At 72.2% G+C, this 23,944-nt stretch carries 26 protein-coding genes; 10 read left to right on the plus strand and 16 right to left on the minus strand.

Going from position 1 to position 23,944, the window contains the following annotated elements:
• The 4 genes from MED01_RS32110 to MED01_RS32125 form a co-directional block, all read right to left on the minus strand.
• A partial coding sequence (locus MED01_RS32110; protein ID WP_238672207.1) for an isocitrate lyase/PEP mutase family protein occupies positions 1 to 709 on the minus strand: 709 nt, incomplete at its 3' end.
• Positions 706 to 1,740 (minus strand): cytochrome P450, encoded by a 1,035-nt coding sequence (locus MED01_RS32115; RefSeq protein ID WP_238672208.1) that lies wholly within the window; start codon positions 1,738 to 1,740, stop codon positions 706 to 708. The genes MED01_RS32115 and MED01_RS32110, both read right to left, overlap by 4 nt.
• Before the next feature lie 72 nt (positions 1,741 to 1,812).
• Positions 1,813 to 2,556, minus strand: a complete 744-nt coding sequence (locus MED01_RS32120) for an ArsR/SmtB family transcription factor (protein ID WP_238672209.1) — start codon at positions 2,554 to 2,556, stop codon at positions 1,813 to 1,815.
• A gap of 84 nt (positions 2,557 to 2,640) precedes the next feature.
• Positions 2,641 to 3,141: a DUF8189 domain-containing protein gene (locus MED01_RS32125; protein ID WP_238672210.1), complete on the minus strand. Its 501-nt coding sequence runs from the start codon at positions 3,139 to 3,141 to the stop codon at positions 2,641 to 2,643.
• On the opposite strand from MED01_RS32125, the gene MED01_RS32130 reads away from it, so the two are divergent.
• On the plus strand, positions 3,122 to 3,709 hold the full coding sequence (locus MED01_RS32130; protein WP_238672211.1) for a DUF8189 domain-containing protein: 588 nt from the start codon (positions 3,122 to 3,124) through the stop codon (positions 3,707 to 3,709). The genes MED01_RS32125 and MED01_RS32130 overlap by 20 nt on opposite strands.
• A 197-nt stretch (positions 3,710 to 3,906) precedes the next feature.
• A complete protein-coding gene (locus MED01_RS32135; protein WP_238672212.1) occupies positions 3,907 to 4,551 on the plus strand; it encodes a UCP032817 domain-containing protein in 645 nt (214 codons plus the stop codon).
• 24 nt (positions 4,552 to 4,575) lie between these two features.
• Here MED01_RS32135 and MED01_RS32140 read toward each other — a convergent pair whose 3' ends face one another.
• The 4 genes from MED01_RS32140 to MED01_RS32155 form a co-directional block, all read right to left on the minus strand.
• The gene (locus MED01_RS32140) at positions 4,576 to 5,094 is read right to left on the minus strand and encodes a 2'-5' RNA ligase family protein (protein WP_238672213.1); all 519 of its coding nucleotides are present in this window, start codon (positions 5,092 to 5,094) and stop codon (positions 4,576 to 4,578) included.
• Positions 5,095 to 5,154: 60 nt separating this feature from the next.
• On the minus strand, positions 5,155 to 6,354 hold the full coding sequence (locus MED01_RS32145; protein ID WP_238672214.1) for a low temperature requirement protein A: 1,200 nt from the start codon (positions 6,352 to 6,354) through the stop codon (positions 5,155 to 5,157).
• A 102-nt stretch (positions 6,355 to 6,456) separates the two neighbouring features.
• Entirely contained in the window at positions 6,457 to 7,062 is a 606-nt protein-coding gene (locus tag MED01_RS32150; RefSeq protein ID WP_112673405.1) for a response regulator transcription factor, read from the minus strand.
• Positions 7,059 to 8,213: a sensor histidine kinase gene (locus tag MED01_RS32155; RefSeq protein WP_238672215.1), complete on the minus strand. Its 1,155-nt coding sequence runs from the start codon at positions 8,211 to 8,213 to the stop codon at positions 7,059 to 7,061. The genes MED01_RS32150 and MED01_RS32155 overlap by 4 nt, the downstream gene beginning before the upstream one ends.
• Before the next feature lie 132 nt (positions 8,214 to 8,345).
• Between MED01_RS32155 and MED01_RS32160 the strand changes: the two genes are divergently transcribed.
• Together MED01_RS32160 and MED01_RS32165 are read left to right on the plus strand one after the other, a co-directional pair.
• A complete protein-coding gene (locus MED01_RS32160) occupies positions 8,346 to 9,275 on the plus strand; it encodes a hypothetical protein (protein ID WP_238672216.1) in 930 nt (309 codons plus the stop codon).
• Between the two features lie 105 nt (positions 9,276 to 9,380).
• Positions 9,381 to 11,126 carry a DEAD/DEAH box helicase gene (locus tag MED01_RS32165; RefSeq protein WP_238672217.1) on the plus strand — a complete coding sequence of 582 codons (1,746 nt, stop codon included), beginning with the start codon at positions 9,381 to 9,383 and terminating at the stop codon, positions 11,124 to 11,126.
• A 94-nt stretch (positions 11,127 to 11,220) separates the two neighbouring features.
• Here the strand turns inward: MED01_RS32165 and MED01_RS32170 are convergent, their stop codons facing one another.
• The 5 genes from MED01_RS32170 to MED01_RS32190 all read right to left on the minus strand — a co-directional run bounded on the left by MED01_RS32170 (position 11,221) and on the right by MED01_RS32190 (position 17,196).
• Positions 11,221 to 12,357: a right-handed parallel beta-helix repeat-containing protein gene (locus tag MED01_RS32170; protein WP_238672218.1), complete on the minus strand. Its 1,137-nt coding sequence runs from the start codon at positions 12,355 to 12,357 to the stop codon at positions 11,221 to 11,223.
• A 151-nt stretch (positions 12,358 to 12,508) separates the two neighbouring features.
• Positions 12,509 to 12,913, minus strand: coding sequence for a DoxX family protein (locus MED01_RS32175; protein ID WP_238672219.1), 405 nt, complete (start codon positions 12,911 to 12,913; stop codon positions 12,509 to 12,511).
• Positions 12,914 to 13,043: 130 nt separating this feature from the next.
• Positions 13,044 to 15,374, minus strand: coding sequence for an endopeptidase La (gene lon, locus MED01_RS32180; RefSeq protein WP_238672220.1), 2,331 nt, complete (start codon positions 15,372 to 15,374; stop codon positions 13,044 to 13,046).
• 136 nt (positions 15,375 to 15,510) lie between these two features.
• The gene (locus MED01_RS32185) at positions 15,511 to 16,380 is read right to left on the minus strand and encodes a manganese catalase (protein ID WP_238672221.1); all 870 of its coding nucleotides are present in this window, start codon (positions 16,378 to 16,380) and stop codon (positions 15,511 to 15,513) included.
• 84 nt (positions 16,381 to 16,464) lie between these two features.
• Complete coding sequence (locus tag MED01_RS32190; RefSeq protein ID WP_238672222.1) at positions 16,465 to 17,196, minus strand: sensor histidine kinase; 732 nt, start codon at positions 17,194 to 17,196, stop codon at positions 16,465 to 16,467.
• 98 nt (positions 17,197 to 17,294) lie between these two features.
• On the opposite strand from MED01_RS32190, the gene MED01_RS32195 reads away from it, so the two are divergent.
• Both MED01_RS32195 and MED01_RS32200 read left to right on the plus strand, forming a co-directional pair.
• On the plus strand, positions 17,295 to 17,903 hold the full coding sequence (locus MED01_RS32195) for a response regulator (protein WP_238672223.1): 609 nt from the start codon (positions 17,295 to 17,297) through the stop codon (positions 17,901 to 17,903).
• A gap of 144 nt (positions 17,904 to 18,047) precedes the next feature.
• The gene (locus MED01_RS32200; protein ID WP_238672224.1) at positions 18,048 to 18,395 is read left to right on the plus strand and encodes a histone-like nucleoid-structuring protein Lsr2; all 348 of its coding nucleotides are present in this window, start codon (positions 18,048 to 18,050) and stop codon (positions 18,393 to 18,395) included.
• Positions 18,396 to 18,522: 127 nt separating this feature from the next.
• Here the strand turns inward: MED01_RS32200 and MED01_RS32205 are convergent, their stop codons facing one another.
• Together MED01_RS32205 and MED01_RS32210 are read right to left on the minus strand one after the other, a co-directional pair.
• Positions 18,523 to 19,809, minus strand: coding sequence for a hypothetical protein (locus MED01_RS32205; RefSeq protein WP_238672225.1), 1,287 nt, complete (start codon positions 19,807 to 19,809; stop codon positions 18,523 to 18,525).
• Positions 19,810 to 20,104: 295 nt separating this feature from the next.
• Positions 20,105 to 20,980, minus strand: a complete 876-nt coding sequence (locus MED01_RS32210) for a PDDEXK family nuclease (RefSeq protein ID WP_238672226.1) — start codon at positions 20,978 to 20,980, stop codon at positions 20,105 to 20,107.
• A 164-nt stretch (positions 20,981 to 21,144) separates the two neighbouring features.
• Here MED01_RS32210 and MED01_RS32215 point away from each other — a divergent pair, with 164 nt between their 5' ends.
• Genes MED01_RS32215 through MED01_RS32230 form a run of 4 tightly spaced genes read left to right on the plus strand, consistent with a single transcriptional unit; the run spans position 21,145 to position 22,793 of the window.
• A complete protein-coding gene (locus tag MED01_RS32215; protein WP_146754562.1) occupies positions 21,145 to 21,336 on the plus strand; it encodes a hypothetical protein in 192 nt (63 codons plus the stop codon).
• Positions 21,333 to 21,713: an Asp23/Gls24 family envelope stress response protein gene (locus MED01_RS32220; protein WP_238672227.1), complete on the plus strand. Its 381-nt coding sequence runs from the start codon at positions 21,333 to 21,335 to the stop codon at positions 21,711 to 21,713. The genes MED01_RS32215 and MED01_RS32220 overlap by 4 nt, the downstream gene beginning before the upstream one ends.
• A 1-nt stretch (position 21,714) precedes the next feature.
• A complete protein-coding gene (locus tag MED01_RS32225; protein ID WP_238672228.1) occupies positions 21,715 to 22,236 on the plus strand; it encodes a DUF6286 domain-containing protein in 522 nt (173 codons plus the stop codon).
• Positions 22,233 to 22,793, plus strand: coding sequence for a hypothetical protein (locus MED01_RS32230; RefSeq protein ID WP_238672229.1), 561 nt, complete (start codon positions 22,233 to 22,235; stop codon positions 22,791 to 22,793). Before MED01_RS32225 ends, MED01_RS32230 begins: the two co-directional genes overlap by 4 nt.
• Positions 22,794 to 22,864: 71 nt before the next feature.
• Here MED01_RS32230 and MED01_RS32235 read toward each other — a convergent pair whose 3' ends face one another.
• Positions 22,865 to 23,821 carry a TerC/Alx family metal homeostasis membrane protein gene (locus MED01_RS32235; protein WP_372493773.1) on the minus strand — a complete coding sequence of 319 codons (957 nt, stop codon included), beginning with the start codon at positions 23,819 to 23,821 and terminating at the stop codon, positions 22,865 to 22,867.
• Between the last annotated feature and the right edge of the window lie 123 nt (positions 23,822 to 23,944).

Here is a 23,944-nt window from a genome sequence, read left to right on the forward strand (position 1 = left end):
CGGCGGCGGCGAGCGCGGCGCCCAGCGCGGCCCGGAACAGCAGCGAGCCGGTGCTGACCCGGGCCACCCCAGCGGCGCCCAATTCAGCCAGCCCCGGGCCGCCCGGCTGGTACAGCGCGTTCACCGGAGCGTCGATCCGCTCGGTGAGGACGCGCACTGTGGCCAGGTCGACGGTCCCGGGCACGAAGATCCCGTCGGCACCGGCCATCAGGTAGGCACGGGCACGAGCGAGGGTCTGCGGCAGCGGGTCGTCCACCCCGAGCCACCAGGTGTCGGTGCGGGCGTTGATGAACAGTTCCGGCACGGCCGCCTTCACTGCCGCGACCTTGGCGGCGGTGGACTCGGTGTCGGCGAGGGTGCCGTCGGCGCGCCCGTCCTCCAGGTTGATCCCGACCACGCCGAGACCGGCCAACTCCGCCACGTACTCGGCGACCTCCGCCGGGTCGTCGCTGAACCCGGCCTCCACGTCCACGCTGAGCAGCACCGGCAGCCGAGCCAGCCGGCGGGCCAGGGCGAGGGTCTCCGCCGCGGTGGCCGCGACGCCGTCGGGTAGGCCGGCGGTCGCGGCGACACCGAGGCTTGTGGTGCCGATGGCCGGATGTCCACGCGCGGCGAGCGCCGCCGCCGAGGCGTGGTCCCACGCGTTGGGCAACAGCAGAGGGCGGCCAGCGCGGTGCAGGGCGTGGAACGCGGCACGACGGTCGATCATCGGACGCTCACCTCCAGAGTCGTCGGCACCCGCAGTGTCGGGTGCGGTTCGTGGCGCACCGGCGTCGGGTTGCGCCGGCACCGTTCCCGCAGCACGTCGAACACCCCGGTGGCCAACGCCAGGGCGTGCCGGTCGCCGGGGCAACCCCGCTCCCCCGTCCCGAAGGTCAACAGCCCGGCACCGGGCCGACCGGGCTGGAACGTGCCGGGCTCGGTGAACGCCTGCGGGTCACGGTTGGCCGCGTCGAAGCGCAGCAGCACCGGGCTTCCGGCCGGCAGATCCCGCCCGCCCAGCCGTACCTCGTCGACGGTGACCCGTCGGGTGGCCCGCACCGGTGGGTCGAGGCGCAGCACCTCGCCCAGCAGATCGGCGGTCCGTGCCGTGGCTGGCGCTCGCGGGCCGGCAGGGGGCAGCAGGTGCTGGGCGGCGGCGCCGATCAGGCCGGCGGTCGCGTCGCACGCCTGCACCAGCAGACCGATCAGGTTCGCCCGTACCTCCGGCGGACCCTGCGGCGCGAGCGCCAGCAGCGCCGTCACCGCCCGGTCAGCCCGCGCTGTCGAAGCCGGGTCCACCCCCGGGTGGTACGCCGCCGCGACGACAGCGACCGCCGTCCCGGCGGCTACCGGATCAGCGAAACCGAGGCGATCGGCCAACGCCAGCAGCGGCACCGGCCGGGCCAGTTCCCTCATCACGTCGACGCGGTCGCCGGCGCGGTCGAGAACGGCACCGGCCAGCCGTGCCGCGTCCAGCCGCAGGTCGTCCGGGGCCAGCGGGGCCAGAGCGCCCACCGCGACCGCCCGACGGTCGGCGTGCTGTCGCTGTGGACTGAACCGGCTGACGGTGGCACGTAGCCAGGCGAGGGTGCCGGGCGGACCGGGGTCCACGGCCGGCACCTGGAACGCCCTGTCGGTCAGCGCCGCGCGCACGTCGGCGTGCCGGGTCACCCACCAACCGCGCTCCGGTTCGAACGAGGGCGGCCCACACGCCGGTGTTCCCGGGGCGGGCGCAATGTGCGGCCAGTTGTCAGTCACCGCCCGACCGTAGGGCGCGAACCGTTCGCCCCACACCGAACGATCCCGCCCCGGTCCTCCGCTACTCGCCGGTCAGGCGCGGCCGCTCGTGGGCGGCGAGGCCACCGGCGGGTCGAGGGTGTGTTCGGGGATGGACAGGGCCGTGGCCAGGCCCTGACGACCGGTGGGAGTGAGTCGGACGGCGCGGCCGGTGCCCTGGCTGATCCAGCCGACGTCGGTGAAGCGGCGGCAGAGCGCCGCGCCGAGCGCTCCGGCCAGGTGCGGGCGGCGTTCGGTCCAGTCCAGGCAGTCGCGGACCACCGGGCGGCGGGCGGCGCGCAGCACGTCAACGGGTACGCCCAACCCGGCCGCCCAGGCCCATCCGTCGGGCGTGAGCGCCAAGCCGCTGGACCGGTCGAGTCGGCGCTCGGCCAGCAGCGCGTCGTACATCAGCACGCCGAGCCGCCCGGCGAGGTGGTCGTAGCAGGTCCTGGCGTACGCCAGGGCGGCGGTGGCGGTCGTCGCGCGCAGCGACCCGGTCGGTGCGGGCGTGGCCGGGGCGTGCCCGGCCAGGTCCTCGATCAGTTGGGCCACCGACGGCCCGGCCAGCCGCAGATAGCGGTGCCGGCCCTGCCGTTCCTCGACGAGCAGCCCGCCGCTGACGAGTCGGGTGAGGTGGTCGCTGGCCGTCGACGGGGCGACACCGGCGCGCCGGGCCAGCTCACCGGCGGTCCACGCCCGCCCGTCGAGCAGCGCCAGGCACATTCCGGCCCGGGTGCCGTCGGCCAGCAGGGCCGCCAGCTCGGCCATCCCCCGACCGTCGGTGCCAACGCTCATCGCCCCAGTCTAGGTACCGGTGAACAGCGACCCGGGGGCCTCCGTCACGTGGACGAAGACCCCCGGGGCTGGTGGGGCCGAGGCTCAGCCCTTCGGCGTCGGAATCAGGTGTGCGGCGAAGCTGACCGCGGACGGGCTCACCTTCGCTGCCGCCATCCCGCCGGGGGCGGCGAACCGCCGGTCCAGCGCGATGGTGGTGTTGTTCCGGTTGCGGTAGACCACCACGAAGCCGGTTCCGCCGGAGTTCTGGATCGGCGCGATGGCGGGATCGGTGGCGGCGGTGGCAGCGGTCGGGTCGCCCGGGTTCTCGTACAGGCGCAGCCACTCACCCCAGGTGCCCGAGCCCTGCTCGGTCTCGTACACCCGGTACATCTCGTTGTCGCTGGCGCGAGCGACGACAACGATCCGACCCAGAGCCGGGTCGAGGATCGCGGCCGGGGACCCGGCAGCGGTGAACGTACCCACCGTCTGCCAGGTGCTCGGCCAGGCCCCGCCCAGTTCCTGCTTCTTCATGACCAGCGAACCGTCGGCGGCACGGGCCACGACGGCGGTGCGGTAGCCCTGGTTGAGGAAGGCGGCCGGCACCCTGCAGGCCGCCACGTACAAGGGTGGTGCGCTCACCTCGGCCTGGGCGGGCCTGGGTGACGCGGGCTTCGTGGACACGCCGAGCGTGGTGACACTGCCCGGCCGCCGCCTGATGGTGTTCGCCCGGCACACCGACGGAGTGGTGAAGAGCCAGTTGCAGAGCATTGACGGCACCTGGCCCGGCACCTGGAACGCGGTGGGCGACATCGGTGTCACGCCGGTCGGCTCCCCGACCGCGGTCCTGAGCCCCAACACCGGCCGTGTCTCGGTGTTCACCCGGACGACCGACGACACCATCCAGCACAGCCGACAGACCGCCGCAGGCTCCACCGCCTGGGGCAACTGGGCCACGGCGACGGTGCCGGACGAGACCTATCCGACCGATCCGACGGCATTCGTCTTCCAGAACTCCAATGGCTTCCGACTCGGTTTCGTGAGCCGGACCGCCAACGGCTCGGTTCGGCTCTACGACACTGATGAGTCGGCTGCCTCGCTCGCCACCCGGGCCGCCCCGGCCGCGGGCATCTCGTTCACCAGGCAGGAGATTCCGCAGCCGCGCGACAACTGACCAGGATCGGGCCGGCGGCCGTCGGGGCGACACGCCCCGGCGGTCGCCTCAGCTTGCCCGCTGCCCCTACTCTGAAGGGGCCGCGACGCCACTTCGGCAAGTCGGGGCCTTAGCGCCCGCACCGCCGGGCGGATAGAAGTAACCGGATGATCTGGACGAAGTTCAGAAGCGACCGCACCCCTCGCCGACTCCGCGCCGTGTCCGACCTGCAGTTTCCTGCCAGCGGACGTCACCATCTACGAAATCGGTATCCCCATCTCAGCGACGACGACATCGTTCTCGTCGAGACCGCGACCCGGCAGTGGTTCCGGATCATCGCCCGCCAGCCCAACGCGAAACTGTCCATGCCCTCGGTGGTCGTGGACGACCTGTGGCAGGAGCTGACCCTCCATGCGCGGGACTACGCCACCTTCTGTGACGCCGCGTTCGGGCGCGCTACGCACCACCGACCGACGTCCGCGGCGAGCGGCGACACGACCGCCGCCGATCGCGGGCCTCTCCTGCTCGCGACGCTGGGCCACGGCCGGCGGGACGAGGGGTGCGGCCCGACCGGCCTTCCGCTGCTGTTCCGGGTGGACCAGGAACTGGACATCCAGGACGGCAACCGCTACCTGGCCGACTGCGGAGGCCGTGGCGAATGCTTCCCGGTTTCCGGCCGGGTCTGCCTGCAACACCTCGCCGGGCCAGGTAAGCGGCCCAAACCCCGCGGCATCAGTGGCGACCTGCCCTTCCTCGACGGCCGCCACGGCTACGCCGGCGGTGCGGGTGGCAGCGGTGGTGGCGGCGAGTTCAGCGGCGGGAACGATGGCGGAGGCGGCGACGGCGGTGGGGGCAGCAACTGAGGTTTTGGACGACTTGCGACGATCTCAGCCGAGGCCGGTCAGCGGAGTCACCGTCCGGTCCGTGCCGTCGTAGCTGCGCGCGGCGGCGAAGTCACCCGTCGGTCGCTGTCCACCGGCGACGGCACGAGCCACCCGCAGGTCGGCGTTGCGGAACCGCAGGGCCAGGCTCAGGTGCGGCACCCACACCTCGGGCGCATGCCACGGGCGGTGTCCGTCGGCCTCGGCGAGAACGTCCCAGACGGCGGCGTGCAGCGCGGTCAGCGCCGGAGTGGGTCGGACGAGCCAGACCAGTGGGGCGCTGCCGTCGAGGACGACGACCCGGTCGAGCGTCACCGGCACCGGCAGCGCGGCGTCGAACAGCTCGGCGAGGCGGTGCTCGATCCCCGGCGGGAACTCGTCGACGGCGGCGAGGGTGAGGTGCGGCCGGTTGGTCGGGTGGGTGTTGCGGGCCAGGCTGGGCAACCCGGCGGCGGCCAGCCGGCCCCAGACCGCCCGGACCGCGACCTCCAGGCCGGGCGAGCAGACCAGTTCAACGGTACGCACGCGCCCACGCTAGCCGGACGGTCCACGCCGCCCTCACGGATCGGAACCGAGCCACACCCTTCAGGCCGGGTGGCGGCGGTGAGCGCCCTCGGCCGACGCCGGGTTGACCTCACCCGCGATCCGGGCGCGGTGGGTCAGGTCGAAGATGGCGACGACGGTGATGGTGGCCGCGCCCAGCAGGCCCACCGCCAGCGGCGGGAGTCGCGCCGCGACCGGGCTCAGGATCAGGCACGCCACCACGGCCGCGAGGCAGTGCCTCGTCAGGCGGCCGAACACCCAGATCTCGAAGATGATCCGCCCGATGAGGAAGGTCAGCGGCCCGACCAGGATCGCCACGACGTTGCCGGCCGACCGCTGCGCGTCGGGCTCCTTCAGCATCAGCTCGCCTCCGATGCCGGTGAGCAGGATGCCCGCCACCATCACCAGGTGGGTGTAGCTCGCCCGCAGGTTGAGCCGGTACGGGTCCACCGCGGTGTCGATCTTCACGGCGAGGCTGCTCGTGGTGCGATAGAAGTAGGTCCACCAGAGGAAGACCACGGTCCAGAAGGTGAGCAGAAATGCTGTGGTGTCCGCCAGGTCCCGCGTCGACAGCCGGTAGAAGTTGCCGGTGGCCAGGATCGTCTCGCCGAGGGCCAGGATGATGAACTGCCGGTACCGCTCGTTGAGGTGTTCGCCCGAGAGGTGCCACTCGTTGGCCCGCGCCCGGCCGAGCCACGGCAGCGGCCATCCCAGGACCGGCCCCGAGTAGTCGATCGCCAGCGCGCATGCCCACAGCAGGACTCGGGCTTCGCCGCCGCTGGCCGCCGCCCCGGCGAACCAGACCGTCGCGGACAGCAGATACCAGACGATTCCTCGTACCGGCCGACGCCAGGCCGGGGTGCCGCGCAGGTAGAGGGCCATGACCAGGGTCCGGCCGAGGTGGATCCCGAGGTACGCGCTCACGAAGACGAAGCCCTGGTCACCGAAGGCGTCCGGAACGTTGATGGACATCAGCAGGCTGCCGAGCATCACGCAGATGATCAGAATCTGCACTGTGGGTCGTTCGCAGTCGAGGCTGTCGGTGGCCAGGTTGGTGTTGTACCAGATCCACCAGAAGGCCAGCAGGAAGATCACGGCCTGCGCGTCGGCGAGCAGACTGGGCTCCTCGACCAGGGTCGCCGACAAGCGGCCGAGGGTGAAGATGAAAACGAGGTCGAAGAACAGCTCGACGGCACTGGAGCGCACCGGGTCGACCGGACCCGCCGCGGCTTTCCTGGGCATTTGTCCCTCTTCGCAGCCGGCTGGGAGACGAGGACTCCACTGCCCCTTATTGATCAGCTTCCGTCCACCCACGCTGCGGTCGTCCGCGAGGCGCGCCGACGGTCAGAGCCAGCCGTTGTCCCGGGCGGTGCGGACGGCCTCGGCCCGGTCGGCGGCGCCGAGCTTCTGCACGGCGGCGGAGAGGTGGTTGCGCACGGTTCCGGTGGACAGGTGTACCCGACGGGCGATCACCGCGACCGGGGCACCCACCTCCACCAGCCGTAGCGTCTCCAGTTCCCGAGGGGTCAGCGGGCACGGGGGCAGGGTCAACGCGTCGGCGGCCAGCGACGGGTCGACGTAGCGCCCTCCGGCGTGCACCCGCCGGATCACGTCGGCGAGCGCCCCACCCGGCGAGCCCTTGGGCAGGAACCCTCGGGCGCCGGCGGTCAGCGCCTGGCGCAGGTGCCCGGGGCGACCGTGGCCGGTCAGCACGACCACAGCGCAGTCGGGTCGGACCCGGGTCAGCTCGGCGGCTACCGCGATGCCGTCCAGGCCGGGCATCTCCAGGTCGACCACTGCCACGTCCGGGCGGTGCGCCAGCGCCGCGGTGACGGCCGTCTTCCCGTCGGCGGCGTGTGCCACCACCTCGATGTCCGGTTCCAGGGCGAGCAGCGCGGCGACGGCTACCCGGATCAGGTCCTCGTCGTCGGCGAGCAGGACGCGGATCACGACGGCGCCGGCACTGTGGCTTCGAGGGTGAAGATCGCGTCCTCCCGGCGTACCCGCAACTCGCCCCCGGCAGCGGCGAGCCGGTCGGCCAGCCCGCGCAGGCCGTGACTGTGCGCGTCCGGGCCACTGTCGTCGGCGCCGTCGTTGGCCACCGTCATCCTGGCCACGTCATCCTCCCGATCGATGCGGATCCGGCACCAGTCGGCCCGGCTGTGCCGCAGCACGTTGGTGCTCGCCTCGCGCAGCACCGCCGCCAGCTCGATGGCGGCCGGCTGCGGCAGGTCCGCCGGCAGTGGCAGAACCGTGCACCGCACCCCGCAGGAGCGCAGCACCCCCACCACCGCCGTGAGCTGTTCGTCGAGGTCGACGGCCCGGTAGCCGTGCACGGTCTCCCGTACATCGCTCAGCGCGGAGGCGGCCAACCGTTGCACCTCGGCGGCTTCCCGTCCGGCCCGTTCCGGGTCGACCGGGGCGAGCCGGGCGGCGAGTTCGGCCTTCAACGCGATCACCGTGAGGGTGTGCCCCAGGACGTCGTGCACGTCGCGGGCGAAGCGCAGCCGCTCCTCGGCGGCGGCCAGCCGGGCCTGGGCGGCCTGACCCTGCCGGGCCTCCACGAGCAGGTCCCAGAACCAGACCTGGAACCCGTTGACGGCGGCCACTGCCGCGCCGATCCCACCGGTCACGGCGAGGTGGCGCGGAACGGAACCACCGGTCCACCAGGCCACCGCGACCGCCACCGCCAGGACGCCGACAGCCACCGCCAGCGCGGCCCGCCACCGCACCAGAAGCGGCGTCATGCCGATCAGCGCCGCACCGAGCCAGGCCCAGGTCGGCCACCTGCCGGCCGCCACCGGACCCACCAGCGGAACTGTCAGCACCGCCACCCCGACCAGGCTCAGCTCGGCCCGACGCCGCCAGCGCGGGTCGAGCCATGGCGTCACGGCCGCGTACAGCACGACGGTCTGGGCGATCACGAAGGCGAGGATGCCGAGCGCGCCGAGTGTCACCCGGCCCGGGTCGGGCTCGCGGGTCAGGCCGACCGCCGGTAGTAGAACGCTCGCCCAGACGCCGGTGGCCAGCGACACCAGCGTCGCCCGCCGGGCGCGGCGCAACCGGCGGTCCGCCCGGGGAGTCACCGCGTCGCTCGCCACGCACCGATCCTAGGACCGCCCGGCGCAGGGTCCACCCGTGCGAACTGTCACGGTCGGGCCGTGCGGTCCGCACGGTTTTCCCGTGACGAACGGGTCTGCCGGCCACACCGGGGGCACCGGCAGGGTCGAGGCATGGAAAACACCCGGATGTACGCGGACAGCCTCACCGCCGTACCGTCGCCCGCGCCAGTGCCCACCGACGAGCCGGCCCCCTCGGCCCCGACACCGACCAGCCCGACACCGACCGCCGCGGCACCGGTCAGCAGCAGGCGGCGGCTGCTGTGGCATCTGGGCGAGATGGCCCTGGCGATGGTCGCCGGGATGCTGCTGCTCGGGCCGTTGTGGGAGCTGACCGGCACCGCTCTGGGCGTCGGCGACGCGCTGGCCCGGCCGGAGGTCGCCGCACTGGTGATGGCCACGAACATGACCGTCGGGATGACGGTGGCGATGCGCTACCGGGCGCACCGCTGGCACGCGGTCGGTGAGATGGCCGCCGCGATGTACGTTCCGTTCCTGCTGTTGATCGTGCCGTTTCGGGCCGGGCTGATCGACGCCGACGCGCTGCTGCTCGGCGGTCACCTGCTGATGATCCCCGCGATGGTCCTGGTGGCTCTCCGGCACCGACACGAGACGTCGTCGTCGGTACGCCGACACCGGGTCGTGGTGGCGCTCGCCCACCGCTGGCCGGCCGGGTTGGCGCTGCTGCTGACCGTGGACATGTGGGTCGACCCGGGGGTGCTCAGCCCGTGGACGATGCTGGTGCTGCCCGGCGGCTACCTGGTGATCGGCATGGCCCGTCGGACGCTGGGCGGGCGGGGCGTGCTCGCCACCCAACTCGCCGGTCTGGCCATCTGGGTCGCAGTGACGCTGGTCGCGGTGCTGGCCGGTGGGCGGACCGCCGACTGGCTGGTGGCGTTCGGGTGGTTGGCGCACGCCGGCTGGGACGTGGTGCACCACCGCAACCGTCGGGTGGTGCCGCGCGGCTACGCCGAGTTCTGCGTGGTGCTCGACGTGGCCCTCGCCGCGGTGATGGTGCTGGCCATCCTGACCACCGACGCCTGATCGAGGCCGCCGTCGGGGCCGCGGAACAGCCGCAGCACGGGCTCGGGGACAGCTCTTGTGGCGGTCGGCGCAGCGGCTCGGACGGCGTAATGAAAGGCTTGGCACATGAGTTCCGCACCTGCACAGCACGACGCACCGATTGACGCACCGATTGACGCCGCCCCCGACGGCACCGACGAGGTGAGCGCCTTCACCGAGCTCGGGCTCCGCGCCGAGCTGCTGGGCGCGCTCGCCGCCCTCGGGTACGAGGAGCCGACCCCCATCCAGCGGGAGGCTATCCCACCGCTGCTGGAGGGTCGAGACCTGCTGGGTCAGGCGGCCACCGGCACCGGCAAGACGGCTGCGTTCGCGCTGCCGCTGCTGAACCTCATGGCGGCACACCGCCAGGGCGGCGACCCGGTGGCGCTGGTGCTGGTGCCGACCCGGGAGCTGGCGGTGCAGGTCTCCGAGGCGTTCCACCGCTACGGCAAGGACCTGGGCGCGCGGGTGCTGCCGATCTACGGTGGGCAGCCGATCGGGCGGCAGCTGCGGGCGCTGGACAGCGGTGTCGACGTGGTGGTGGCCACCCCCGGGCGGGCCCTCGACCACATCGCCCGGGGCACGCTGCGCCTGGGCGGGCTCGCCACGGTGGTGCTCGACGAGGCCGACGAGATGCTCGACATGGGCTTCGCCGAGGACATCGAGGCGATCCTGGAGCACGCTCCGACGCAGCGTCAGACGGTGCTCTTCTCGGCCACCATGCCCTCGCGCATCGACGGGATGGCCCGCCAGCACCTGCGCGAACCGGTCCGGATCGAGATCGGCCGGGAGCAGCAGGTCGCGGGTGAGGCGCCCCGGGTGCGGCAGAGCGCGTACATCGTGACCCGGGCGCACAAGCCGGCCGCGTTGGGTCGTGTGCTGGACGTGGAGTCCCCGACCGCGGCGATCGTGTTCTGCCGCAGCCGGGAAGAGGTCGACCGACTGACCGAGACGATGAACGGTCGCGGCTACCGCTCCGAGGCGTTGCACGGTGGCATGAGCCAGGAGCAGCGCGACCGGGTCATGGGCCGGCTGCGGGCCGGCACCGCCGACCTGCTGGTGGCGACCGACGTGGCGGCCCGTGGGCTGGACGTCGAGCAGCTCACCCACGTGGTCAACTACGACGTGCCGTCCGCCCCCGAGTCGTACGTGCACCGGATCGGCCGGGTGGGTCGGGCTGGCCGCGAGGGCGTGGCGATCACCCTCGCCGAGCCGCGTGAGCACCGGATGCTCAAGACCATCGAGCGGGTGACCGGCCAGCGGATCACCATCGACAAGATTCCCACAGTGGCCGACATGCGGACCCGGCGGCTGGAGCTGACCCAGGCGGCCCTGCGGGAGAGCCTGCTGGAGGACGATCTCGACCCGTTCCGGGTGATCGTGGAGACGCTGACCGACGAGTTCGACCTGATGGAGGTCGCCCTCGCCGCGGTGAAGCTGGCCCACGAGGTGACGTCGCCGGGCTCCGACGACGAGGAGGAGATCCCGCAGGTTCCGGTCCGTGGGCCGCGCGAGGGTCGACCGGAGGCCGGCGGCCGGGGCGGCGACCGGCGGGGCGGGGGCCGGCCGCGCTCCGGCGGCGGCAACACCGTCCAGGTCTTCGTCGGCCTGGGTCGACGCGCCGGGGTGCGCCCGCAGGATCTGGTCGGCGCGATCACCGGGGAGACCGGGATCCGTGGTCGGGACATCGGTTCGATCGAGATCGCCGACCGGTTCTCACTGGTGGAGGTGCCGCAGGGGGTGGCCGACGAGGTCATCTCCGGGTTGCGCTCCAGCACGATCAAGGGCCGCAAGGCCACTGTGCGCCGCGACCGCGGCGGCGACGAGCGCTGAACACGCCGTCGGCGACCGCCGGAGTACGACGGTCGCCGACGACATGGCCCGGCGAGGCGGCGGGAGAAACGTGAGCCCTCGCCGCCCGCCGGTGTCAGCCGATGTTCGCGTTGAGCACGTTGTTGGCCCCGGCCAGCGACGCGCCACCGGAGCGGTGGTCGTACGCCCGCATCACGTTGTTGCTGACGATCCAGTTGTTGCTGGTGCCGACCGTCATGATCGGTCGGTCCTGGCGGCGGGGCGTCGCGTCGTCGTAGAACTGGTTGCCGATCACCTGGCACATGTCGGCGTCACGGCCGAGGATCCCGTTCGCGCCGTTGTCGTGGATGTCGAGCCCCATGATCCGGGTACGTCCGGATGAGGAGACCTCGATGCCGTTGGTGGCGTTGCGCCACAGCCGGCCGCCGATGAACTGGGTCCCCCAGACCTGCCGCAGGTCGGCGCCACTTCCGGTGCCACTCGTGCCGTTCGACTCCAGGTAGACGTTCTGGAAGATGTTCCGATGGGCGGGTTCCCGCAGTTCCACGCCGTTGCCCCGGCAACCCCAGACATGAAGGTTGTCGAAGAAGCAGGCGCTGTCGAGCAGCCGTATCCCGGTCTGGCACTCACCGACCCAGACGTTGAGGAACTCGTTGTCGTACGCGACCTTGTTCACCAGGATGCCGACACCGAGGCAGTCCTCGATGTTGATATCAGTGATCTTGTTGGCGTGGGCGCTGGTCTCCGCGTCAGTGCCGAGGAACTCGATGGCGTGGCTGCCCGAGTTGCCGAAGTGCAGGTGGTGGAAGGTCGACCGGGGGCCACGGATGGTCAACAGCACGTTGGAGGTCCGCATGCCGTAGAAGTGCACGTTGGAGATCTGGTTGTACTTACCGCTCGACACCAGACGACCGGTGTAGCCCGGGGCCGGCTGGATGATCGCCGCGCCGATGTTCTCGCCGGTCCAGGTCACACTCGTCGGGAAGCGGATCTCCGATCCGAGACCGAGTGCGCCAACCGGTTGGAAGATCTCCCCGCCACCGGCCGGCAGCAGGTTCAGCGCGGTGGTGACCTTGTCCGACTCGTCACTGCCGTCGAGCCGGCAGCCGATCCGGGGGTCCCGGAGGCTGAGCGGGGCCTCCCGCACTGTCGTGACGGGCGGCGATCCCGCCTGTTCGGCTCCGGCGAGGGTGGCCACCGTCGTCGCCACCGCGGCGCCCGCCCCGCCGGCGAAGAGCACTCGCCGTCCCATCCGTCGGCCCGGTGGATCTGACCGTTGTGGCGCTGCCGGCGGTACCGCACCAGGTGCGCTCACGATCGGTTCCATACCTCTCCCCCGTTGAGTGCCACCTCGGCCGGCGGGCAGACTCTACTGTGCATTGTCGCGTGCTGGCCGACCCGGATCAGAGGGCGTACGGGCCGAAACGACCCCAGGCCACCACTGCGGCGAGGACGAGCAGTACAGCGCAGGTGACCGCGCCCTGGATCTCGGTGCGACGTCCCTCCTGGGTGGTCTGCTGCTGACGAGCGCGTAGGTGCACCAGGAGGCCGCCGATCATGACGATGACCAGCCCGACGGCGGCGAGCGGGGTGAGCACCGTGGCGATGCCGGTGGCAGCGGGCAGCACGAGCCCGGCGGCGGCCAGCAACTCGACAGCGCCGAGCGCCTTGACCTGTGACGGCGGCACCGGGTCCACCCACCGCATCACGTCGCGCAACTTCTCCTTGGGCTGGCCCAGCTTGGCCAGTCCGACGCCGGCGAAGACGGCGGCGAGCAGGATCTGAATGATCCAGAGCACCACGTTCACGGGGTTCCTCCAGGGGGCCGCCTGGCGGCGGAGAGGTGGTTGACGGTGCAGACGAGACAGTAGACCTTCCCCCGCGTACCGAAAGGGCCCCCGCCGTCGGAAGACGGCGGGGGCCCGGATGGTCGGAGCGTCAGACCGCGAAGAGCGCCGGACCGTCAAGCGTCTTCACGTCGGCCGGGCGCAGCGCCAGGGCGAGCACGTCGGCCACGTCGGCCAGGGTGTGCACTGTCAGCGCTTCGCGCACCTCGGTCGGCAGGTCGTCCAGGTCGGGCTCGTTGCGCGCCGGGATGATCACCTCGGTGAGGCCGGCCCGGTGCGCGGCGAGCAGCTTCTGCTTCACCCCGCCGATCGGCAGCACCCGACCGGAGAGTGTCACCTCACCGGTCATCCCGAACTCGGGGCGGACCGGGCGACCGGTGACCAGCGACGCCAGGGCCGTGACCATGGTGATGCCGGCGCTCGGACCGTCCTTGGGCACCGCGCCCGCCGGGAAGTGGACGTGGATCCGGCGTCCCGCGAGAGCGTTCGGGTCGATGCCGAACCGCCGCCCGTTGGAGCGCAGGTAGGAGAGCGCGATCTGCGCCGACTCCTTCATCACGTCACCGAGTTGGCCGGTCAGGGTCAGCCCTGGCTCACCCTCCATGCTGGTCGCCTCGATGAAGAGCACGTCCCCACCGGCGCCGGTGACGGCCAGGCCGGTGGCCACGCCGGGCACCGCGGTGCGCTCGGCCGATTCCGGTGTGAACTTCGGCCGCCCCAGGTAACCGGTGAGGTTGTCGGTGCCCACGCGGGCCGGCGTCGGGTCCGTCGCCAGCGTCACCGCCACCTTGCGCAGGATCTTGGCGAGGGCCCGCTCAAGCTGCCGGACGCCGGCCTCCCGGGTGTACTCCCCCGCGATCAGCGCGAGAGCCTCGTCGGCGACGCTGACCTCGTCGACTGTCAGCCCGGCCCGCTCCCGCTGCCGGGGCAGCAGGTGGTCGCGGGCGATGGCGACTTTCTCGTCCTCGGTGTACCCGTCCAGGGTGACCAGCTCCATCCGGTCCAGCAGGGGGCCGGGGATGGACTCCACCACGTTGGCGGTGGCCAGGAAGAGCACGTCGGACAGGTCGAGGTCGACCTCCAGGTAGTGATCCCGGAAGGTGTGGTTCTGCGCCGGGTCGAGCACCTCCAGCAGGGCGGCGGCCGGGTCACCGGCGTAGCCGGCGGCCAGCTTGTCCACCTCGTCGAGAAGCACTACCGGGTTCATCGAACCGGCCTCGCGCAGCGCGCGGACGATCCGACCGGGCAGCGCCCCCACGTAGGTGCGCCGGTGCCCGCGGATCTCCGCCTCGTCGCGGACACCGCCGAGCGAGACCCGGACGAAGTTGCGCCCGAGCGCCCGCGCCACGGACTCGCCGAGGCTGGTTTTACCCACCCCGGGAGGACCGGCGAGGGCGAGCACCGCACCGGAGCCGCGACCGCCGACCACACCGAGATTGCGCTCGGCACGCCGGTTACGCACCGCCAGGTATTCCAGGATGCGGTCCTTCACGTCGGACAGGCCGGCGTGGTCGGCGTCGAGCACCGCCCGGGCCGCGGCCAGGTCGGTGTTGTCCTCGGTACGCGTGCCCCACGGCATCTCGAGCACGGTGTCCAGCCAGGTTCGGATCCAGCCCGCCTCCGGGGAGGCGTCGCTGGCCCGCTCCAGCTTGCCGACCTCGCGCATGGCCGCCTCGCGTACCTTCTCCGGCAGCTCGGCGGACTCGACGCGGGACCGGTAGTCGGCGGAGCCGTCCGGCTCGTCCTCGCCCAGCTCCTTGCGGATCGCGGCGAGCTGCTGGCGCAGCAGGAACTCGCGCTGGGACTTCTCCAGCCCTTCGCGGACGTCACTGTTGATCTGCTCGGTGACCTCCTGCTCGGCCAGGTAGTCCTTCACCCAGCCGACAAGCAGTTCCAGCCGGGCGGTGACGTCCGGCGCGGCGAGCAGCTCGGTCTTCTGCTCCAGCGTCAGCCAGGGCGCGTAACCGGCCGAGTCGGCCAGCTCGGAGAGGTCGGTCATCCGCTCCACCGCGTCGATGACCTGCCAGGCGCCCCGCTGCTGGAGCACGGAGGTCACCAGGGCGCGGTACTCGCGGGCGAGTTCCCGGGCCCGACCGGCGTGGGCGGGTTCGTCGAGTTCGGTCGCCTCGACCCAGAGGGCAGCGCCAGGGCCGGGCACGCCGGAGCCGATCCGGGCCCGGGACAGGCCACGGATCACGGCGGCGGGCTCACCCTCGGGCAGCCTGCCGACCTTCTCGATGGTGGCGACCACGCCCACCGGGCCGTACTCGCCGTCGATGCGCGGCACGGCCAGCAGCTTGCGGTCGCCGGTCGCGCGCGCCGCGTCGATCGCGGCCTGGGTGGTGGGGTCGAGGGTCACCGGGATGACCATGCCGGGCAGCAGTACGGCGTCGGTCAGGGGAAGTACCGGAAGAGTTGCCATCGAACACCTCGCGTTGAGTTGAGCGTGTCTCACTCAAGTAACAAAGCGTTCCCCTTGTTCCGATCTGTGACCCAGACCACTCTTCCACCCGGTCCGTCGGGTCGCCCGGGACCGGCGGACGACCCGACGAGGCACCTCAGGTGAGGTTGCTCTTCACCGTGTTCTTCACCGAGCCGACCACCCCCGGGTTGGTGCCGTACAGACGAGGGTCACCCGGAGCCAGCACCGGTTCCGGCGCGTTCGCCCGCGGGTTGTCGTCGTACCGGAACTCGCCCTTGCCGTCCGGCGAGGGCCCGGACGCCCAGCGCCCCTGGGCGGCGTCGGTGCCCGAGGAGAAACCCAGGTAGGTGTAGCCGTACTCCTCGGTGAACTCGCCCGAGTCCGGGAAGGCCTCCGGCACCGGCATCTCCTCCAGCCCGTCCTCCTTGAGCTGCTCGATCGCCGCCAGCCACATGTTCTGGTGCATCGTGTCGCGGGCCAACAGGAAACGCAGCATCTGCTTGACGCCCGGGTCGTCCGTCATGTGGAACAACCGGGCGACCTGGAGCCGACCCTGCGCCTCGGCGGTGACGTTGAGCTGGAAATCGGCCAACAGATTGCCGCTGGCGGTGATGAACGCGCCGTTCCAGGGCACCCCGTTGGAGTCGGCGGGCAGGGCCCCGCCACCGCCGTGGATGAAGTGCGCCGGGTTCTCACCGGCGTAGGTCGCGGCACCTCCGGGGTCCTCCGCGATCCCCTCGGTCAGCGACAGCGGCGCGTTGTCCAACAGCCGGGTGATCATCGTGACGATCATCTCGACGTGGCCCATTTCCTCCGTGCCGACGTCGAGCAGCAGGTCCTTGTACTTGCCGGGCAGCCGGCAGTTCCAACCCTGGAAGAGATACTGGTTGGCGACCGTCATCTCGCCCCACTTGCCGCCCAGCACCTCCTGCAACCGGCGGGCGAACGCCGCGTCCGGGCCGTCCGGCTTGGCTTCGAACTGCAGATCCTTGACGTGGCTGAACATCCAACCTCCTCGGTACCGGAAAACAGGTAGCGAGGCCGTTCCCGCCCCGATGACCCGAGCGGGCCAACCGGTGTCCCGCCCGGGTCAGGGCACCGGGCGTCCCATCGGCAGCAGCACCTCCAGCGCCACTCCACGCGGCCGTAGCCGGTGCGCCCGCAACGCTCCCCCGTCCGTCGCGACGAGCTGCCGCGCGATCCACAGGCCCAGACCTGACATCCCGACGGCGGGCGCCGGACGTCGCAGCGCGACCAGCAACGCGTCGTCGACCCGACCCTCGTCGGTGACCAGGATGCTCAGGCTGGGGCCGCGCACTGTGGCGTAGAGCCCGACCTGCCCGTCCGGCGGCCCGTGCCGCAACGCGTTCTGCACCAGGTTGACCAGCACCTGTCGGGTTCGTCCGGCCGGCACCGGGCAGGAGGCCGCCCGCCGGGTGGCCCGCGCCCGCCGACGGCCCACCGGCACCAGCGCGGCGGCCTCCCGCAGGATGCCCGACAGCGCGACGGCCGGCTCCGGCTGCGAAGTCGGCGTCAGCACTCCGGTGCCGGCGGTCGCGTCACGCAGCAGGCTCTGCAGGTGGGCGGCCTGGTCGCGGGCCAGCTCACTGAGCGCCCGCCGGTCGTCCCCGGTCAGCTCACGACGCTCGTCGGCCAGCGCGCGGGTCAGCGACGTCAGGGTGCTGATCGGCGTCCGGAACTCGTGGCACAACACCCGCAGCAGCAACTCCGGATCGGCCGCCGCCGGTGGCCGCTCACCCGGTGTCGGCCCATCGGGGCGCAACCCTCGCAGCAGGTCGCGCAAACCGTGCCGTGCGCGCATGCACCCGACTCCTCTCGTTCGGTGCGAACCCGCATGATCGGTACCCGCTGGGGAACGGCGCAGACATGCCGGGAGCCTCCACCTTGCGACTCGTCGTCGTGGACGATCACCCCCTTTTCGTCCGCGGCCTGGAGTTGCTGCTCCCGATCACCACAAACGGCCGCGTCGCTGTGGTCGCCTCGACCGGCGATGCCGCCGCGGCAGCGGCCCTGGTCAGCAACTGCCGCCCCGACCTGGCCCTGGTCGACCTGCACATGCCGCCGCCCGGCGGCATCCGGGCGGTGGCCGCCATCCGGCGGACCACCCCACGGGTACGGGTGGTCGCGATGTCCGGCTCCACCGACCCCGGGCCGGCGGTGGAGGCGCTACGGGCCGGCGCCGAGGGGTTCCTGCCCAAGACCAGCGAAGCGGAGGAACTACTGCCCCCACTGCTGGCGATCCTCGACGGCTGGGCGGTGCTGCCGGCCGAACTGCTGCGCGCCATGCTGCGGCCCACGCGCCCCGCGCCCGTCGACCTGGACGGCGAGGAACGGAGGCTGCTGCGGGCGATCGCCGCCGGCCGCAGCACCGTCGACATCGCCGAAGAACTGCACGTCTCCGAACGGACGGTGAAACGGATGACCGCCGCGTTGCTACGCAAGTTGCGGGTCTCGAACCGGGCCGAGGCGGCTGCCGTCGCCGGCCACAGCGGCATCCTCGGGGAATGAAGCTCCGGCACCGAACCGATTCACGGTTTTGCTCGGTAACGGAATCGCGACGCGCCGAATGAATGGAAGGCATATTGTTGCGGATTACCGGGGTGGTAGGTCAGACTTTGGACACATCCCGCCGCACACAGGGAGTAATCGGCAATGGCGAGAAAAGTAATCACGGTTCTGACCGACGACCTCGACGGTGGGAAGGCCGACCGGACGGTCGAGTTCAGCCTCGACGGCGTGGCCTACACGATCGATGTCTCCGACGAGAATGCCGGCGTCCTGCGCAAGGCGCTCGATCCGTACATCAATGCGGGTCGGCGGATCGGGCGCGGCCCGGTGGAGAGCGCCCGTTCAGTCCGACGGCCGGGACGACCCACCGGTGCGGGAATGGATCGGGAGCAGAACCGGGCCATCCGGGAATGGGCCGTCAAGAACGGCTACAAGATTTCCGAGCGCGGCCGCATCCCGGTTGAGGTCGTCGAGGCGTACAAGAGCCGCTGACGCGACTCGACGGGGCCCCGCCGGAAACGGCGGGGCCCCGTCGTTTTGTCAGGGCTCCCGAAGCGATGCGGCGGCCGGCCACCCCGGGTTGTCGCCCCGAGTGGCCGGCCGCCGTTGGTACGTCAGGTCAGTTGACGTCGATGCGCACCGAGTCGAAGGCGGGGGTCTGGTTGGCCCGCTCCATCATCGGCAGGCGGTGCGAGCCGTCACCGGCCCAGACCGAGCACTGGGCGGTGCCGGACTCCGGCAGGCCCGGAATCTGGATCGTCACCTCGTCGGGCTGGGCGCCGCCGCGGCCGTCCTCCGTCGCGACGAAGAACGCGGGCACCTCCTGCGGCTCCGGCGGAGCGGTCAGGCTGTCCAGCATCCGGCAGGCGGTGTGGAAGTGACCGCGGACCAGGCCCTGGTCGTTGAGGAGCGAGCTCTCCACGTAGTAACCACCCTGACCGGCGGCCAGGAAGCGGTCCCGGACCAGGTTGCGGGTGCTGACCCGCAGGGTGAAGGGCTGGTTCTGGCCGACCTGCTCGGGGAACTGGGTGATCAGCAGCGACGGGTTGTTGGCCGCCGCGCCGACCTCACCGAACTCGGTGCTCACGCACCGGTTGCCGTTCTGGAAACCGTCGTGCGGCTGGAGCCGGCTCTCCTCGCAGTCGTTGGCGAGCACGCCGAGCCCGGCGCCGGGCGCGGTGCCGCCACCGTTGTTGCCGCCACCGTTGTTACCGCCACCGTTGTTACCGCCGCCGTTGTTGCCGCCACCGGGGGTGGTGGTCGGCGTGCTGCCGCCGCCGTTGTTGCCGCCCGTGCCGCCGGTGGGCTGCACCTGGCACTCGGCGAGCTGCGCGAGGCCCTGCGGCCGGGGTCCGACCCGGTCGATGGCGGTCGTGATCCGGTCCAGCACGGCGCGGCGCTTGCCGGCCAAGGGCTGGAGGATCGCGCTGCGGATGAACGCCTCACCCTTGTTGCCCTCGGCGGCGAGCCGGCGGTCCGCCTCGGCGATCTGGGTCTGCAACTGGGCGAGGTTGCGGTCCACCTCGGCGCGCGCCCGGTTCGGCACCTGCGGCAGTTTGGCCGCCACGTCCGGACAGGCGATCGCCGTGCCGGTGCCCACCGTGCCGTCCTTGCCGTCCTCGCACTCGGGGACCGACTGCTGTCCGTCACCCCAGTGATTACGCACCCACCGACCGTTCTGCCAGGTCCGGCTGGTCGAGCCACCGGTCGGCGCGGTCGCGCCGGGGCTCGGCTCCACGCACTGCCCGGAAGCCGGACGTGGCTTATTTGTCCGCCGGTCCTGGGCCGACGAAATCTGAGTCACGGCGACAACTCCGCCGAAGACCGCGAGCGTGCCGACAACTGCCAGCAGACGCTTGCTCCGCGCGTTGCCGGAAGGCCGGCGCGCCCGAGTGGACCTGCGCATCGAATTGCTCTCCTTCTCGATCCGGTAGTGGATTTCTGCCCTCGGCGGACCGACGGATGTGAGGTGGCACGCCGCGGTGGCGACCCACCGTGACCTACCCGGTAATGCGTCGATGGCCGACGATGCCCTTTCCGCACCGTCTCCCGCGCCCGGTGGACGCGGATGGGGAGATCCTGTTCATTCGCGCAGGAGTACGGGGCTGCGGCCGGGAAGGTTCAACAGACGCACAGGAAATTGCCGCGACCCGACACGGAGCCGGTGCGGAGCAGGGATCAGCAGGTGAGACGGACGCTGGTCAGTCGGCGCAGAGGTGGTCGAAGGCGAACCCGCCGACCAGTTCGTGGCGGCGCTGGCTCAGCGCGGCGATCTGCGCGGTCCACTCGGCACGCGACAGCAGGTCGACGCCGACGTTCTCCCGCAGTCGTTCCCCCACGGCGACGGCGGCGAGATCCTCGGCCAGCCGGGCCGCGTCGATGCCGCAGGAGAAACGGTGTTCGGTCACCGAGACCTGCTCGATGAGGCACGCGTCGGGGCGTACCTGCACCCAACTCCACCCCTGTGCCGGCCCGTCCACCCAGCGCACGTGCAGTCCCCGCACGATCGGGTCGGCCACCTGCCCGGCCACGTACGCCTCGACCGCAGCCGCGCGGGTCAGCGCGCCGAGGTCGTTGACCGGGCCGGTACGCCCGTCCGGCAGCCGGCCCAGGATGTCCCGGAAGCCCACCGGCTGCGGTTCGGTCCCGGCGGCGGTGGCCCCGCCCGCGGCGTAGGCGCGCGCGTCGATCACGTACTCGACAAGGCGCCGGCCATGCTCGGCGGCGCTCAACGTGGGCGACCCGATCCGCAGAACCGGTAGGCCGACGGCCGCGCTCACGGCGTCCGTGAGTCGCTGCACGCGCTGCTCCGCCGAGCCGGGAGGCGGCACCGGGCCGATCTGCACGGCGACGACCGGACGGCCGGTGTCGGCGGTGTAGACAACAAAATCGAAGCTGGCGCGGCTCGCCGAGGTCCACTGGCTGCCGGTCACGCCGGATGGGCGGCCCTGGACCAGATCAGTGAGCCGGCGCGCCGCCAGGACCCTGTGACCAGCGCGGCTGAGCAGCGCGTCGAGCCCTGCCTCGGCGGGCATCGCCCGCAGCCCACCGCGGTCGTCGCTCCCGATGCTCGTCATCTGCCTGATCCATCCGCCGGTCGGTCGAGCCGGGCCGAGTCTAGGTGGTCGATCATGGGCCACCGAGTTCTGATGTGACGGGGATCACAGTAGCGCCGACGTTCCAGGGATGGCCCCCGGGTGTATCCAGCCACCGCCGGTACCGGACCGGCCCGGAGGTGACCATGTCGCGACAGCAGTTCGGCTTCCTCGCCGGGTTCCTCGCCGTGGCGGTCTGGGCGCTCGCCGGCGTCGGCGTGGCCGCCCTCGCCGTGCTCGCCGGCCTGCTCGGCTGGCTGGTCGTCCGGGTGCTCGACGGCGACCTCGCGGTGACCGGTCTCGGCGACCGCCGCGCCGACGCTCGGCGGCGCCGATGACCACCCGCCCGTCCGCGGGGACGAACCCCCGCACCGGGCTGGCCCCCGCGACCACCGGTCCGGAGCGCCGCCCGGGTGACACCGCGGAGGTCGCGCGGATCGCGGTGCAGGCGGCCAGCCTCGTGCCGGGCGTGTCCGTCGTCCGCCCGGCGGCGGTCCGCCTGGATGACCGGTCCGTCGGACTCGACCTGCACCTGATCACCTGGTACGGGCACAGCGTGCCGACGATCGCCGAGGCCGTCCGGGCGGTGGTCACCGACCGGGTGGCCGCCCAGACCGGCCTCAGCGTGGCGGTGGTGACAGTCACAGTGGACGACCTGCTCGTCCCCGGCGTCGACTCCTCCGGGGTCGGCACCGCCAGGCCCGAGGACGGCTGAGATGCGCACCGTCAACCGGGTCGCCTCGTTGCTGCTGGCCACCGCTCTGCTCCTCGGTGGCGCGGCGGCGGCCGTCCAGGCGTTGCTGCTCACAGTGCGCCGACCGACACCGCTCGACACGAGCGGCTGGCTCGACGCGCTGAGCGACACCCGGTGGCGCGACCCGACCGTCCGGGCGGTGGCCGCCGGGGCTCTCCTCCTGGGCCTGGCCATTCTCGTAGCCCAGCTGCGCCGCTGGACGCCGGTCCGCCTGCGTGCCGACGAGCGCGACGGCTGGTACCTGCACCGGCGGTGTGTGGAACGGCGGCTCGCTGACGCCGCCAGCGCGGTGCCGGGCGTCCGCCGCGCCCGGGTCCGGGTCCGACGGCGGGGCGGCCAGTGGCGCCCCCGGGTCCGCGCGTCTGGCGACCCGGCGGCCCGAGCGGAGGTCGAGTTCGCGGTGCACCAGGAGTTGCGCCACCTCACCGCACCCCGCCCCGCCCGGATCGACGTCCGGCTGCTGCCTCGGCGACGGCCGGCGTGACCAACGCCGGGCACCGACTGCTGTGGACGATCATCGCGCTGCTGCTTGTCGCGGGCGGCTCGGCGGCGCTGACGGCCAGCCTCGGCACGTTGCCCGGTGCTGACCCGGCGGCGGTGCTGCTCAGCGCCGAACTGGTCGACGAGTGGCGGACGGCCGCGCCGTGGAGCACCCTGGCCGCGGCCGTCGCCGGGGCGCTGTTCGCGCTGGCCGGGCAACGCCTGCTGGCCCGGGAACTGCGGGGCCCGGACGGCACGCTGCGCGGCACCCTCAGCCACCCCGGCCGCCGGCCGGGCCGGACCCGGCTGGCCACCGACGTTCTCGCCGACGCACTGGAACGCGACCTGACCGGCAACCCCGGGGTACGCCGGGCCCGGGTGGTGCTCACCGGCGCGCCACCGCACCCCGACGTGTGGATCCGCGTGGACCTCACCGCCGATGCGCCGACCGCCGGCGTACGCGAGCACGTTCGCGCCGCGGTCCGCCGATTCGCGGCCACTACCGACTGCCAGCCCGCGCACCTCGACGTGACCGCCCGCATCGAGCCCGGTCATCCCTGAGCTGACCCCGACCCGCGGGGCATGATCGGTGTCGGCGGCCCGGTGGCCCGGCGGCCCAGCGGCTCGGCGGTTCAGCCAGCGGGTCGTCGGCGGGCGGCCAGGGTGCTGGCGCCGATGGAAACCGCAAGGGTCAGCAGCACCACGGCCAGGGTCAACCAGACCGGCAGCTTGCCCACCGGTGTCTCGGCGAGAATCAGCTTCAGCCCGGCGAAGGCCAGGAGCAGCGCCAACCCGTACCGCAGGTAGCCGAAGTGCCGCAGCAGGCCGGCGAGGCAGAAGTAGAGGCTGCGCAGCCCCAGGACGGCGAACGCGGTAGCCGTCCAGACCAGGAAGGTGTTTGTGGTGATGGCAAGGATCGCCGCCACCGAGTCGATGGCGAAGACCACGTCGGTGGCCTCGATGGCGACGAGCGCGACCAGCAGCAACGTCGCCACCCGTCGGCCGGCCACCCGGGCGGTGAACCGGTCGCCGTGATAGCGGGCATCGGTGGGCACCAGCCGCCGGAACAGCCGGACCACCACATTCCGTTCCGGGTCGACGTCCGGCTTCCCGCGTACGGCCAGCCGCCAGCCGGTCCAGATCAGGAACCCGCCCAGCGCGAAACCGGCCCAGGCGAGCCGGTCCAGCAACTCGGCACCGGCGAAGATGAACAGCAGCCGGAAGACGAGCGCCCCCACGACACCCCAGAACAGCACCTTGTGCTGGTAGCCCGACGGCACCTGGAAGTAGCCGAAGAGCAGCGCGAAGACGAACACGTTGTCCACCGAGAGCGCCTTCTCCAGCAGGTAGCCGGAGAAGTACGCGATGGCCGGGTCACCGCCGAGGCCCCACCAGACGACCAGGCCGAACAGCAGACCCGCGCCGATCCAGACGGCGCTCCACAGCAGTGCCTCGCGGAGCTCGATCACGTGGTTGTCCCGGTGCAGGAGCACATCCACGGCGAGCAGCACCGCGATCACCGCGCCGACCGCCGCCCAGGCCCACAGTGGGACCGCGACCGTCGCCTCAGCCACCGACGCCCTCCGCATCGACCACCGCGCACCGCCCGTCCACCCAGGCCGGCCGGCCCTTTCCGAGCCTAGGTGAACGCCCGACCCGGCATCGGACGGTCGAACGAAGTCGGGTCGGTGCCCCACGACGACGATCTGAGC

This window comes from Micromonospora alfalfae, from assembly GCF_022230925.1.
Classification (GTDB): Bacteria; Actinomycetota; Actinomycetes; order Mycobacteriales; family Micromonosporaceae; genus Micromonospora; species Micromonospora alfalfae.